Below are 14,792 nucleotides of genomic sequence, written 5' to 3'. Positions count from 1 at the left end.
TAGTCAACGCCTCTTCCCTGAGGTAAAATATACACTGTTGATTAGTTTATTTGAAAGGATTTTATTATGTTAGACTACTGGAACAATTATCCTACAATACAAGAGAAACTCAAAGCCGTTTGCTCACTGATTGAAACCCAAGTACAGGTTAGAAATCAAGATATTCAAGTGGCCTTAACCAATCTTGCACAAGCAGGAGGTAAGATGCTTCGTCCTGCCCTTTTCTTACTATTTTCTGAAATTGGTGATAAAGCCAAACAAGATGAAGAACAATTAATTAAAGTAGCAACTTCGTTAGAAATTCTACACATGGCCACCTTGATTCATGATGATATCATTGATGATTCTCCACTTCGCCGAGGTCTGATTACAGTCCAAGCAGAATATGGAAAAGATGTGGCTGTCTACACAGGCGATTTACTGTTTACCGTCTTTTTTGATTTGTTAGCTGATGCAATGAACGGTTCAGAATTTTTACATACCAATGCCCGTTCTATGAAGCGCCTGCTTCTTGGAGAACTGGATCAAATGCATATACGCTTTGATCAAAACCAAACGCTCAGTGATTATCTTCGTAGTGTAAATGGTAAAACAGCTGAGCTCTTTTGGCTATCTTGTATAGAAGGAGCACATTTTGGTAAAACAGATGTAGAGACACAACAGCTTGCAGGTCGAATTGGACGAAATATAGGAGTTGCTTTTCAAGTCTATGACGATATTCTTGATTACGTTTCAGATAGTGAAACCTTGAAGAAACCTGTTCTTGAAGATTTAGCACAAGGAGTCTACACCCTTCCGCTACTATTGGCAAAAGAAGCACATCCAGAGGCATTTTCACCTTATCTTGATAAAAAACAAGCCATCACAACAGAGGAAGCACAAAAAGTTAGTGCACTCGTTTTAGAATATGACGGTGTTGAAAAAGCAAAAGAGTTTGCTCTGAGCTTTACAGAAAAAGCATTAGCTGAAATCGAGCTTCTGCCTGATAGTCCTGGTAAAACAATGATTAAACAATTAACCTCTGACTTATTAGGTCGAGATTATTAGTAAAAATGAGTGAACATTTGAGACCATTCTCTTTGAGTGAGGCCTCAGATGTTCACTCATTTACTTTTACAAAAACATGTCTGTCACGACCTCATTAAAAAGCAAAACGTCACTATTTTAGTTACAGTCAGCTTTCCTCAATTGTTCTAACTGAAACCTCTTAATTTTAAAAAAGTCAAAATTTCTATTGATGTTTTCGATTTATGATTATCAAAAATAAACCATGAGAAATCCGAGGCAGTTAAAAGCCTCGGTCAATTGCTTGTAGATGGCGATATCGTTCACTTGTTTGTTCAAGTTCTTTAGGACTGCCACTCATTTCTAACTGTCCATCTTCAATAAAAATTACTCTGTCCATCAAAGAAATTCCTTGTAGATGATGTGTAATCCAAATAATTGTTTTTTCATGCAACTCATTGAAGAACGTATCAAGAAGTGCCTGTTCCGTTATTGGATCGAGTCCGACAGTTGGTTCGTCTAACAATATAATAGGAACATCTTTTAATAAAATTCTTGCTAGCGCCATTCGATGGCGCTCCCCGCCAGAAAAACGTAACCCTGCTTCGTCAACCATGGTTAATAAACCATCAGGTAATGCTTCTACCATTTCTTTTAGACCAACGCGTGCCAGTACATCCCACACTTCTTCTTCCGTAGCGGATTGTCTTCCTATTCGAATATTATTTAAAATACTTGTATGGAATAAATAGGGATTTTGGTGAATAACCCCAATATAGTCTGTTATCGAATCACCAAATCTAACCGTATCGATACCATTAAGGGTGATTTGCCCGTCAGTAGGCAACAAATCTCCTCGAATTAGAGAAGCAAGTGTACTTTTACCAGAACCACTTCGACCTAAAATAGCTAGCTTTTCTCCAGCTTGAATTGATAAAGTTAAATAACTCAATACTTCTTTTTTTGTTTCAGGATAGCTGAAGGTTACCTCTTGTATCTCGATATGAAAAGGTCCTTCAACGCTCTCGCTGGTTGGCTGGATCTCTTCTTTTTCAGGTAAATCATTCAAGCGGTCAATAGAGTCTTTATAAATATTGGTTTCTTGGGCTGCTGAAGGTAACGGGGCAAAGGCATCGATTAATGGAAATACGCTTAATACAAATGCTGCAATCCAATTAGCTGCACCGCCGTGATTTCCTTCAAAGCGACTACTCGTCCAAACAAGTAAGGCAATGGTAATGACCCCAAACATCAGCTGTAAAAGCAAATCTCGTTTGCGATCAAAGCGGTGAATTTCTCTAGTTGTCTCGCGTAGCTCTTTTTCTGCTTCTTCATGAAGAGCCACATATGCTTCTCCTCGTTGACTAAAAATCCAGTCAGAAACGCCTAATACATTATCGGTTAAATCTGTATAGAGCTCATTTTTCATTTGTTTTTCTTTTTCTTGGCGCGCTCCGTTCACGATGACTGACCATAAAGGAAGCAGGAACAAAACTACACCTAGTAAAAGAAGCATCACTAAGGCAAACCACCAAGAGAAAACACCCAAAGCAATAATGATGAATGCATATAAGATCCATGCGATAATTGTTGGGAAAATCGTTCGCAGATAGAGATTCTGAATATGGTTAATATCCTCAGCCAATAACCCTAAAATATCCCCTGTTCGGTAGTTTCTCTTAAAGAAAATGGCATCTTTTTCCAAAGTTGTATACAGTTTTAATCGAAGATTAGAGGTCATCTTTAACACCCAGTTATGACTAGTCAACCGTTCGATATAACGAAAGACTGGGCGCCCAATCCCAAATGCTCGTGTTAATACAATTGGAATATAAATCAGTAGAATATTTTCTGGCAAAGAAGCTGCTCGGCTGATTAAATAACCAGAATTGAACATTAAAGCCCCTGCACAAAAGAACGTCACAAACCCTAAAATTAGGGCAGCAATTAGTGAACGCTTATATTTTTTTAAGAAGGGTTTTACCCAAGCATCTGATTTTAACGAATGAAATAAGCCAATTTTATCCATCTGCTCTCCCCCTCATCTGCTGACTTAACCGAACAAATGCTCCATTTTTTGCTTGGAGCTCTTCTAGTGTCCCTTGCTCTACTAATTGTCCTTTCTCCATGACTAAGATGTAATCCATCTCTTTCATCCAATGAAGCCGATGAGTGGCAAAAAAGACAAGTCTTTCTTCCATCAATGGAAGCATCCGCTCTTTTAATTCAACCTCTGTTTCTATGTCTAAGTGGGCTGTCGGTTCATCCAATAGTAAAATTTTTCTAGAATGATCTAAAAACGCACGAGCTAAAGCAATCCGCTGAGCCTGTCCGCCGCTTAAGGTTCTAGCCCCTTCTCCAAGCTGTGTTTCCATTCCTTCAGGAAGTTCTTTAACTAATTCACTTAATCCCGCCACCTCAATAGCTTGCTCAATTTCTTGAATAGTTGCTTCTGGATGATAAAAGGCAACATTTTCCTTTAGGGAAAGTTGGAATACATAAGGGTTTTGCGGAATATAAATCAATTGTTTTTGCCAAGAATGCTGAGCGAAGGAATCAACTGTTTCATCTAGCTGAATATCCCCTTCATCTGGATGCAAAAAGCCACTAAGAATATTGATTAAAGTTGATTTTCCAGAGCCGCTCATACCAATAATTCCAATTTTTTTATAGCCGTTAACGGAAAATGAAAGAGAAGATAACGCAGGCTGGTCTTCATAATGAAAAGTGAGCTGGTTTATGGTCAGTTGACTTTCATTGTTCCATAAGCGTAAATCTTTTTGAACAACTTCTTTTTCTGGATGAGTTAACACAGCATTTACAGCTGTCATCGCATTTTTCCCATCTAGTGTTGCATGATAATCGCTTGAAAAATCTCGAATGGGTAAAAAATATTCAGGTGCCAAAATCAGTACCGTTAAAGCTGGAAATAATAAAATGGCACCATTGATTAAACGAAGACCCAGTAAAACTGCAACAACCGCAACAGATAGAGTAGTAAAAAAGTCTAATGCAAAAGTTGATAAAATCGCAATTTTCAGTGTACTCATTGTAGCTTTTCTAAACCGTTCACTGGTGTGGAAAATACTTTTTCCATAACCTTTACTTAATCCGAATAATTTTAACGTATCAATTCCTCGTAAAGAATCAATAAAGTGATTGGATAAGACTTGAAAGGCATGATATTGCTTGTCTGCTTTGCTTTGTGCAGCATAGCCCAATACAATCATAAAAATGATAATAATTGGAAAAACAATTAGTAAAACAATACCTGACTGCCAATCTAATAAAAAGACAACAATTAATATCAACCAGGGGATGATCATCATGTTCATTATTTTTGCCAAAATTAAGTGAATGTAATTTTCCACTTGATTAATGCCATCTAGCGCCATAGTTGTCATGTTTCCTGTTCCTTCTTGCTGAACAACTTGAGGACCCATACGAAAAATCTTTTGAAGTAGCTGATTTCTCAAATCACATGCTTGTTCATAGGCATAATCATCCAAAAGTAAATCACGCAAGAAAGTAACAATGTGTCGACCTGCATAAACAATGAGAAATGCAATAATCCATTTCACTTGTTCCTGCAAACGTCCACCTTCCCATAATCCTGTAATCGCAGAGGCAATCGTGTAGGCTTGGCCAATAATAAAGATTGCCTGCAGAACAGCGAGTCCTGCAAGCAATCCGAGCATTTTTTTCATTCCTGGAAGCTTGATGATTGCTCGATCGATCATCCGTTAACCTCCGTTGATGGTGTGTGACTAATTCGTTTTCTAAAGACATAATATGCCCATCCTGTATATCCTAATACAAATGGTAATAAAGTAAGTGATAGATAGCTCATCACTTTTAGTGTATACGGACTAGATGAAGCATTCTCAATCAGTAAATCAAATTCAGAACCTAGTGAGCTAATCATTACACGCGGGAATAATCCTGTGAATAATAATGCAACTAAAACAATCAAAGTTAAGCCACTAGCTAAAAAGGCAGTCATTTCTTTTTTCTTAAAGACAGAAACATTTGCAACAACCGTTAATACAACGATTAAGGCTAATAAACCAAGTGTCAATAAGAAGTTACGATCAAAGAAATCAGTAAAGAAGAACATTAATACAGCAAAAACAACTAATCCTACATAAAGCACCCAGTAAAGAAGCTCTGCATAATTTCTCGCACGATCACGAACAGGCCCAGTCGTTTTTAGCGCAATATAGTTCAATCCATGTAAGTAGCAAAGTAGTGTTAATGCTACTCCACCTACCACTGAAAATAGATTGATATAATCACCAAATGTTGCTTCCATATTCCCATTTGCATCAATCGGCATTCCTTGAATCATACTGATAAACAAAATACCAAAGAAGAACGGCACGAGGAAGCTTCCAATTGTCAATGTCCAATTCCAAGTATTTTTCTTTTCAGCTGGCATTCTGTGACGAAATTCAAATGAAACCCCACGAATAATTAATCCAAAAAGAATAATAAATAAAATCAAGTAATAACCACTAAACAGTGAAGCATACCAGTATGGGAATGAGGCAAACATTGCTCCCCCAGCAGTTAACAGCCACACTTCGTTTCCATCCCAAACCGGTCCAATCGTTGAAACGATTTGGTCTTTTTCATCTTCGTTGTGAGCAAGTGTTTGAACAGACATTCCAACACCAAAGTCAAATCCTTCTAAGAAGAAGAATCCGGAAAACAATACACCGATTAAAACAAACCATAATAGTTGTAAAGCACTCATACGTCAAACTCCTCCTTATCAAATGGATCAGTTGAAGGTTGATTTTCTTCTGCTAACACTAACTCCTCATAATCTGGTCCCTTTTTCAACTCACGACGTACAAGATAAATCATTGTTGCGCCTAGTGTAGAGAACAATAAGAAGTAAACAATATTTGAAATTAATAAGGATGTTACAGATACATTTGGAGAGACACTATCTTCAATTGTAAATAGCCCATAAACTGTCCAAGGGTAACGACCTAACTCAGTAATCAACCATCCTGCAGTGTTTGATAAGAATGGCGCAAACGTACATAGAGCCATAATCCACAGCATCCAGCGTTTTTCATAAAGAGTTGGCTTTTTCTTACGTGAGAAGAATAATCCTAAAATAGAAACTAATAACATTAGCATTCCAAAGCCTGCCATCACACGGAAGCTCCAGAATAAGGTGTTTACTGGTGGGAAGTAATCTCTATCACCATATTTTTCAATTAAATCCTGATTGACCGTATTCATTCCATCCACAGATCCTGACAGACTGCTATAAGAAAGAATACTTAGCATATAAGGAATTTCAATCCCAAATACTTGTTTGTGTTCTCGTTCATCTGCCCATGCAATAAGTGCCCATGCAGCAGGATCTCCAGAGTCTTCATAAGAACCTTCCATTGCAGCAAATTTCATTGGCTGATCTTCAATTAAAGCTTTCATTTGTAAGTCCCCAGCGCCAAGCACTGCTATTGAACCTACTAATGTAATTACTAGACCCACACGCATTGATTTTTTAAAAGAATCATGGTCTTTTCGATCTTTTTTTAATAATTGGAAAGCAGCTAATCCTGCAACAATCATCCCACCCATTGTAATCGCGCCAGCAATTACGTGAGAGAATTCATACCAAACTTGGTGATTTGTTAATAAGGCAGCAAAATCAGTCATCTCCGCCCGGCCATTATTTAAGGTATAGCCTGTTGGATGTTGCATGAAGCTATTTGCTGCTAAAATCCAAAACGCTGACATCATTGAACCAAATGTTACTAGCCAAATGAACGTTAAGTGAAGCTTTTTATTGACTTTCTCCCAGGTAAACATCCACAACCCAAGGAATGTTGATTCCATAAAGAAAGCAAGTAAAGCTTCCACCGCTAGGGGTGCGCCGAAAATATCTCCGACAAATCGTGAATAATCAGACCAGTTCATACCGAACTGGAATTCTTGAATAATACCAGTTACGACCCCTACTGCAAAACTCAATAGGAAAATATTTCCCCAGAATTTTGCTAATTTTTTGTATTTCTCATTTTTTGTTGTTACATACAGGGTTTCCATGACAGCTACGACTAAAGCAGTTCCGATTGAGAACGGGACAAAAAAGTAATGAAAGACCGTTGTCATTCCAAACTGAAATCGTGCTAATGTCACTATATCCATATGCGTTTCCTCCTTCTGTTTTTCTTTTCTCCTTATAGAAAAGAAAATAATAATAATTGCAATTTTCAAAACTCCTGAAAAAAGAATATTTCTATGAATAATTGCGCATTTCACTTGAAAGTATACTCCTGAAATGATAAATCTTAAAGATTTTTTGAGGCTTAGTAAACAAAAAAAAGAAAACTGTCACTTCTTATTGGTAACTAGCGTTATCCAATAATCAGCCATAAAAATTCCCTTTAACTATATATTTTTTTCACAAGCATATTTCCAATAAAACACTTACAATTATGTAGAAAATCCTTCTTTAAGTTTATCCTAAGTTTTCAATAAGAACAACTAAAATGTACTAATTATAAAAAAGAACAATCTAACTTCACCATTTAGGTAAGCAGATTGCTCAATTGTTTAAAAATAAGGCTTATTTATTTTCAAGGGCAGCTTTTAATGCCTGTGCTAACGGGCTTTCTTCTGGCTCATCAGCCTGAGAATATTTTTTCATTAAACGCCGTTCTTCATGTTTGGTCATCTTCTGCTTACGCTCTTTTTTATCAGGAATTTTTTCTGTGATAGAACAGAATTTACATTTAAAGAAAGCGCCATTCTTCCCTTCAATAATTTCCATCTTTTTGTGACATTGAGAACAACGGTGATTGGATAATTTAGGATCTTTTCTCCGGCGATAGCTACACTCTTGATTCGTACATACGTAGATTTTCCCATCGCGTGTATTTTTCTCACGCAAATTCTGCCCACAATCCGGACATTTTTTTGAAGTAACAGAAAAATCTTGATATTTCTGTTCACTTTTTTTAACTTCTGTCACCAATCGTTTCGTTTCTTGTTCTATTTCCTTAATGAATGTATTGGCTGATTTTCGACCTTTAGCAATTGCTTCTAAGTCACGTTCCCATTTTTCAGTTAGCTCAGGTGTGACTAATGAAGGATTTACTAGCTCCAGCAGTTGTTTTCCTTTTTGTGAAACCTGTAATCCACTAGCTGTTCGTTCCATTAGCTCAGATTTAATCAATTTTTCGATGATCTCTGCTCTTGTAGCTGGCGTTCCGAGACTATGTTTTTCCATCAAGCCCAACAATGTTCCTTCTGTTAATGGCTTGGGCGGACTTGTTAATTCTTTAGTGATGGAAAAATTGGGGGCAACGCTTTGACCTACCTGCCATTTCACGATAGGTTTTTGTCCTTCTTCTGTCTTTTTCCATCCCGCTTCTATTATCTGACTTTGTTGAAACACAAATACTTCTTCACCAAAAGCAACTGTTGCTTTGGTCTGCTGTGTTTTGTGTGGAGCAGCAAATAGACCGATGAAGCGCTGAACAATCATTTGATAGATTTTCTGTTCATCATTATCTAATTTTTCATAGCGAGCCGCTTTTTCTGTAGGAAGTAACGCATGGTGATCAGTAACTTTACTATCTTGGAACACCTTAGTCTGTTTGACAACAGCACCATTTTTTAGATAGGTTTTTACTTCTGGTGAGAAATCGCTAACTGCTTGCAAGCGTTCTTTCATTGTTGCTTTCATATCCGCCGTTAAGTACTTGCTATCTGTTCTTGGATAGGTAACAATTTTATGAATTTCATATAGACTTTGTACAAGTGATAACGTTTTTTTCGCTGAAAAATTATATCGCTGATTGGCTTCTCTTTGAATCTCCGTCAAATCATAAGGCAATGGCGCAGGTTCAACTTTTATTTTCTCCTGAATATCTGTCACTTTTCCATTCTTCTTACTTAGCTCTTTTACAAATGCTTCCACTTTGTCTCTATCTTTAAAGCTATAGGGATTCTTCTGACGCATCGTCGTCTTTTGATTTTGTGCTTCTAGTTGAATTGTAAAATAGGTTTGAGGACGGAATTGTTCAATTTGTTTTTCTTGTTTTCGGACCAATGCTAATGTTGGCGTTTGTACACGACCAGCAGAAAGACTATCTTGATATTTTACTGTCAATGCGCGGGTCACATTTAAACCAACTAACCAGTCAGCTTTCGCTCTTGCTAGCGCAGACTGATACAAATCATCATATTGTTTAGCAGGCTTAAGATTCCTAAAACCTTCTTTAATTGCTTTGTCTGTCTGTGAAGAAATCCAAAGACGTTTGACAGGCTTACTAAAGTGAACATACTCTAAAATCCAACGAGCAACAAGCTCCCCTTCTCGTCCAGCATCTGTTGCAATGACTACTTCACTAACGTCATTGCGATTTGCCAATTGTTTAATTGCTTTTAACTGATGCCCTGTTTTAGGCAACGGCTTAATTCCCAGATTATGTGGAATCATTGGCAATGTTTCCATCTGCCACGTCTGCCATTCCTTCTTTAAATCCTCAGGCATCTTTAGCCCAAGCAAATGACCGAGCGCCCAGGTTACAATTACCTTTGGCCCCTCATAATAATTTTTATGCTTTTGCTGTGCCCCCAAAACTTTGCTCAAGTCCTTGGCAACACTTGGTTTTTCCGCTAGAATTAGTTGCTTCATAAAATTCCTTTCCGCTCTCAACTAAAATAGGCTGATTATCCTTTAACAAAGCTAATCCTTTATACTGCTGCAAATCATCATCGCATTCTTCACACCAACGCTCATCGCCCTCGTTCCAAAAGGCACTTAAAAAGTTACTCTTTGCATTAATATATGTATATTGAGATTTTAACTTTATCCACTGTTCTTTATAGAAGGCTTGTGCGGATTCCAATGATTGAAAAGCAACAGCTTCTTCAATATCAGCTTGCCAGTCTTCAAAAAACCACCACGGCTCATTATCGCCATACATCACTATTACTTGATACATTATTTGCTGGCCCTCACTTTCTTCTTGATACAAACCATACTAGTCACTTTTAGAAAAAGTTGCAAGAGATTGATTTGTGAAAAAAGTTCCCTTTTGAAAACTAACGACTATTTTCATGAAAATTGAAAACTATACGTATTATATGGTTTAGTTTATCACAAAACGAGTGGTTCGTATGAAAAAGATTAAGATTTCTTAAAATGATTTTCTTACTTGTGCCCCTCTTTTTTCTATTCAGGTTTCAACTACAGATAATGAACCAGAGGGTGGCAAGTGAATGAACTCATCTCCACTATGTGCTGAGGAGACAACACTCTCTATAAACAGGACGGAGAATTGAAGATCTCCACTGCATCTGTCTCACAACGACTTCTACGCATGGGACTAGAGTTACTGGCTTCGCAAATACACTGAATTTGCACTTCTTTTCTTGCCTTCATCCATAAGAACAAAACTCTATTTGAATGGTTTTTCCTTCTTAAAAAGTCATTTAAATGCTAAAATGTAGGCATCCGCTACCGCAATTATGTATACGTGTCCTTACTTGTGATTGACAGGTTTAAGGGAACATGTTAGCGTTTGATTGGAAGTATGTTTTTTTGTAAAACACTATTTCATTGAAAAGGAGTTTATTCTATGAAGTCATTTCAAGCACTTGTTGTAAAAGAAGTAGAGGAACAGGTTGTTTCAGCTGTCCAGCAGACAACCATTGAACAGCTGTCAGAAGGAACGGTTCTCATAAAAGTTGCTTATTCTTCCGTAAATTACAAAGACATGTTGGCCCTCCAAAAAAATACAGGAGTCATTCGCGGTTATCCTATGATTCCAGGAATTGATTTTAGTGGGACGATTGTTGAATCTGAAGATGAGCATTTTTCTGTAGGACAGGAGGTATTGGTTACAGGTTTTGCTGTAGGTATGAGTCATACGGGCGGCTTTTCAGAATATGCACGTGTACCTAGTGAATGGGTTGTTCCGCTTCCCAAACAGCTTAGCTTAAAAGAAGCAATGATTTTTGGAACAGCTGGTCTTACTGCCGCACTTTCTGTTCAAGCACTAGAAAAAAATGGATTAACCATTGATTCTCAACCAGAGATTCTAGTCACAGGAGCTACAGGAGGGGTTGGAAGTATCGCTGTACAACTTTTAGCGAAACTTGGCTTTTCTTCCATCACAGCCATGGTAAGAAAAGAACATCAAGTAGCAGTTGCTCACTCATTAGGCGCACATCACGTTGTTTTTCCGAGTGAATTTGAAAATCAAACACACCCTTTAAATAAACAAAAATTCCATTTCATTTTAGACACTGTTGGGGGGCAAGTTGCTTCGGATTTGATTCCATTTCTTTATTACGGAGGAAGCATGAGCCTTTGTGGTAACGCAGGAGGAATAAAACTGAATGCCACTGTTCTTCCTTTTATCTTGCGAGGAGTGAATCTTTTGGGAATTGATTCTGTTAACCTACCGATGAACCAGCGAATTGATTTATGGGGAAAAATGGCAACAGACTGGAATATTTCACAGACAACACTTTCCGACGAAATCACCTTAAATGAGCTGCCTGCCACGATGGAGGCCCTAAAACAAGGAAAACATTTGGGGAGAACAATCGTTAAATTATAACTAAGATAGAAAGAGCGTGGACAAACACTCATGAGGATTTTTGCTCTCATGGCATTTGTCTACGCTCTTCTTGTTAATCCATCTATAAAAAATTCTCAGACAAATAACAGATTATCCTGTTTTATGTCGTTCAATAATTAAATATATTGTAATACTTTTGCTTCTTTATATGCTTGGTCGATTAAACCTCCGCCTAAACATTCCATTCCATCATAAAAAACAACTGCTTGTCCGGGTGTAATTGCACGAACAGGCTCATCGAAAATGACTGTTGCTTTGCCTTCGCCAGTTAAGCGAACGGTGACAGGCACATCTTGTTGACGGTAACGAAACTTAGCGGTACAGCGAAACTCTTTTGGTTGAGGTTGATTCGTTGTAAAATGAATTTCACTAGCATCTAAGCTTGTTGCATAAAGTGCTTCGTGATGGAAGCCTTGACCAACATAAAGCGTGTTAGTCGTCAAATCCTTTCCAACAACAAACCAAGGTTCTTGTGATGCGCCACCACCGCCAATACCTAATCCTTGGCGTTGACCAATAGTATAGTACATTAAGCCATCATGAGTTCCTTTTATTTCTCCATCAAGAGTAACCATATTTCCAGGCTTTGCAGGGAGATAGTTGCTCAAGAATTGTTTGAAATTTTTTTCACCAATAAAGCAGACACCGGTTGAATCTTTTTTCGTTGCTGTTGCAAGATTTGCTCGTTGTGCAATCGCACGTACTTCTGATTTTTCCATATGTCCTAAGGGGAACATCGTTTTTGATAATTGTTCTTGGGACAGTTGACTCAAGAAGTATGTTTGATCTTTATTATTATCTACCCCTCTAAGCATATGAACCGTTCCATCCTCATCTCGTGAAACTTGTGCATAGTGACCCGTTGCAACATAGTCGGCCCCGAGCTCCATCGCATAGTCCAAAAAAGCTTTAAATTTGATTTCTTTATTACACATTACATCAGGATTTGGCGTTCTTCCTGCACGATATTCTGCTAAGAAATATTCAAATACACGATCCCAATATTCCTTTTCAAAATTGACCGAATAGTAAGGTATTCCAATTTGCGCAGCTACCTTGGCTACGTCTTTATAATCTTCTGTTGCTGTACAAACACCATTTTCATCGGTATCATCCCAATTTTTCATAAAGATTCCGATTACATCATAGCCTTGTTCTTTCAGCAAAAGTGCTGTTACAGATGAGTCAACACCGCCACTCATCCCAACGACAACACGTGTTTTACTGTTGTCTGTCATGGTATCACCATCATTTCAATTAGATTCTGAAACATCTACGAGTTGAAGGTCGCAACTTTTCAGTGATTCATATTATACGGCATTTTTCAATTTTTTTCACTACTAGAAGTTTATTCTCATATTTTTGTCATTTTTATAAAATGAGAAGAGAAAAAAAGCGTATATAACAATGAACCGATAAAAGTCCCCTCTTAATTGGTTCAAAAAAAGAGCTTTGGATAATGAAGCATCCAGAGCTCTTAGTTTATTTCGTTCTTTTAGGCTTTCTCAAATAGTCCGCGATCAATCATACCGTCCATTAAGAATAAAAATTTTTCTTGATTCATTTTGTGCTTCTCATCTTTAAATAAATTGACAGATTTCAACCCATTTGCCGTTGTAATCGACATTTTTAACGTTTTGATGTCACTTGAAACAGTGATTTTTAATTTAAATCCTTCTTTGCTTTGGGGAGTTGCATCCAATGGACGAATCAACTGGAAGTTCCCTGATTTCGTTTCTGTAAATCCATTATCTCTCAATGTATATTTTTTTGCTTCAGGATTTAATTTATAAGATATATCCGCGCCTTCTACTGTTGCTATTTCTAAAAATGCCATGTCTCTCACCTCAATAATTTAGTCATCTTCTATTATAGAGGTTTCTTTCTCTCTTTGCTAGCTGAAATTATGATTCTGTGCATGAAAAAAGATAGGCTCTCTCTTTCTTAGAAAGTGAACCTATCTATTCAAACAACGGACTCTTTTCATTTTTTGACAATAGAAATTAGCTCGTTACAAAACCGTTCGATTTGTTCAGCTGTTACACCAAGTCCAAAGCTAATACGAATTGACTCTTTTATTGCGGAAGCCTCTTTTCCATACATAGCTTCTAATACATGAGAGGGATCTACCGTTCCTGCCGTACATGCAGAACCAGTAGAAACTGCAATATTTTTCAAATCCAATTTCATTAAGAGCAAATCACTAGCAATACCTTTAAGATGGAGATTTAAAATATGAGGAAGTCGGTTCTCATCATCCCCATTTATACGATAACTGATGTTTGCAGCATCAAGTGACGATAAGATTTGAGTTTCAAACTCTTTATATTGTAGTTTTATTTTTGTACGTTCCTCTGGAGTCAATCGTTCAACAGCTGTTTTCATTCCCATAATTCCGGCGAGATTTTCTGTTCCAGGACGTCTTTTTTCTTCTTGCTCTCCTCCATGCAACAATGATGGAAGCTTAACTTTATCACTTTTAAATAAAAATCCAACACCTTTAGGGCCATTGATTTTATGTGCAGAGACACTGAGTAAATCAATTCCTAGCTCATGGGGATAAATTTCTTGATTTCCATAAGCTTGAACAGCATCGCTATGAAAATAGGCGGTATGCGCTCTTAAAAGATTGCCAATTTCTTTGATGGGCATAAGATTGCCAATTTCATTATTGCCAAACATGATAGAAACAAGTGTTGTCTCCTCGCGTAATGCTGATTTCAATTCTTCTATCGAAATATTTCCTTGTTTATCAACAGGTAAATAGGTAACTTCAAATCCTTGTGTTTCCAAATATGCCATCGTTTGCATTACCGCAGGATGTTCAATGGCGGTCGTAATTAAATGTTTCCCTTCGTCTTCACGAGACATCGCTGTTTCAATAATGGCTGTGTTGTCTCCTTCTGTTCCCCCACTATTAAAAATAATCTCGTGAGGATGTACTTTCAGACTATCAGCAATAATCTGTCTTGCTGACTCTAACTGCTCATGTGCCATCCGACCAAACCCATGGATACTTGATGGATTTCCAAAATATTCGCCCATTACTCGTGTCATTTCTGCAATCACAGTTGGGTGCATAGGCGTTGTTGCTGCATGATCTAGATAAATCTTTTCCACTAGGGTCAATCCCTTCCAGTAATAATTAGGCTCATTCTAGCATAA

General features: G+C 37.5%; 11 protein-coding genes. 2 read left to right on the top strand and 9 right to left on the bottom strand.

Annotation, left to right across the window (positions count from 1 at the left end; translation table 11 throughout):
* Positions 1-66: 66 nt before the first annotated feature.
* Positions 67-1,047 carry a polyprenyl synthetase family protein gene (locus tag I589_RS04040; RefSeq protein ID WP_010769401.1) on the top strand — a complete coding sequence of 327 codons (981 nt, stop codon included), beginning with the start codon at positions 67-69 and terminating at the stop codon, positions 1,045-1,047.
* A 241-nt stretch (positions 1,048-1,288) separates the two neighbouring features.
* Here I589_RS04040 and cydC read toward each other — a convergent pair whose 3' ends face one another.
* The 6 genes from cydC to I589_RS04010 form a co-directional block, all read right to left on the bottom strand.
* Positions 1,289-3,034: a thiol reductant ABC exporter subunit CydC gene (cydC, locus tag I589_RS04035; protein WP_010769402.1), complete on the bottom strand. Its 1,746-nt coding sequence runs from the start codon at positions 3,032-3,034 to the stop codon at positions 1,289-1,291.
* Positions 3,027-4,745: a thiol reductant ABC exporter subunit CydD gene (gene cydD / locus I589_RS04030; protein ID WP_010769403.1), complete on the bottom strand. Its 1,719-nt coding sequence runs from the start codon at positions 4,743-4,745 to the stop codon at positions 3,027-3,029. Before cydD ends, cydC begins: the two co-directional genes overlap by 8 nt.
* Complete coding sequence (gene cydB / locus I589_RS04025) at positions 4,742-5,761, bottom strand: cytochrome d ubiquinol oxidase subunit II (protein ID WP_010769404.1); 1,020 nt, start codon at positions 5,759-5,761, stop codon at positions 4,742-4,744. The genes cydD and cydB overlap by 4 nt, the downstream gene beginning before the upstream one ends.
* Positions 5,758-7,176 (bottom strand): cytochrome ubiquinol oxidase subunit I, encoded by a 1,419-nt coding sequence (locus I589_RS04020; protein WP_010769405.1) that lies wholly within the window; start codon positions 7,174-7,176, stop codon positions 5,758-5,760. The genes cydB and I589_RS04020 overlap by 4 nt, the downstream gene beginning before the upstream one ends.
* Positions 7,177-7,597: 421 nt before the next feature.
* Complete coding sequence (locus tag I589_RS04015; RefSeq protein WP_034684347.1) at positions 7,598-9,673, bottom strand: DNA topoisomerase III; 2,076 nt, start codon at positions 9,671-9,673, stop codon at positions 7,598-7,600.
* Positions 9,594-9,983, bottom strand: a complete 390-nt coding sequence (locus tag I589_RS04010) for a DUF1033 family protein (protein ID WP_010769407.1) — start codon at positions 9,981-9,983, stop codon at positions 9,594-9,596. Before I589_RS04010 ends, I589_RS04015 begins: the two co-directional genes overlap by 80 nt.
* A gap of 636 nt (positions 9,984-10,619) precedes the next feature.
* On the opposite strand from I589_RS04010, the gene I589_RS04005 reads away from it, so the two are divergent.
* Positions 10,620-11,606 (top strand): YhdH/YhfP family quinone oxidoreductase, encoded by a 987-nt coding sequence (locus tag I589_RS04005; protein WP_010769408.1) that lies wholly within the window; start codon positions 10,620-10,622, stop codon positions 11,604-11,606.
* Between the two features lie 137 nt (positions 11,607-11,743).
* On the opposite strand, the gene mnmA is transcribed toward I589_RS04005, so the two are convergent.
* The 3 genes from mnmA to I589_RS03990 form a co-directional block, all read right to left on the bottom strand.
* The gene (mnmA, locus tag I589_RS04000) at positions 11,744-12,865 is read right to left on the bottom strand and encodes a tRNA 2-thiouridine(34) synthase MnmA (protein ID WP_010769409.1); all 1,122 of its coding nucleotides are present in this window, start codon (positions 12,863-12,865) and stop codon (positions 11,744-11,746) included.
* Positions 12,866-13,122: 257 nt separating this feature from the next.
* Positions 13,123-13,464 (bottom strand): DUF1831 domain-containing protein, encoded by a 342-nt coding sequence (locus I589_RS03995; RefSeq protein WP_010769410.1) that lies wholly within the window; start codon positions 13,462-13,464, stop codon positions 13,123-13,125.
* A 146-nt stretch (positions 13,465-13,610) separates the two neighbouring features.
* Entirely contained in the window at positions 13,611-14,747 is a 1,137-nt protein-coding gene (locus I589_RS03990) for a cysteine desulfurase family protein (RefSeq protein WP_010769411.1), read from the bottom strand.
* Positions 14,748-14,792: the final 45 nt, after the last annotated feature.

It is taken from the genome of Enterococcus phoeniculicola ATCC BAA-412 (assembly GCF_000407505.1).
Taxonomy (GTDB): Bacteria; Bacillota; Bacilli; order Lactobacillales; family Enterococcaceae; genus Enterococcus_K; species Enterococcus_K phoeniculicola.
The sequence above is the reverse complement of the archived record's forward strand: the minus strand, read 5'-3'. Positions and strand labels throughout refer to the sequence as shown.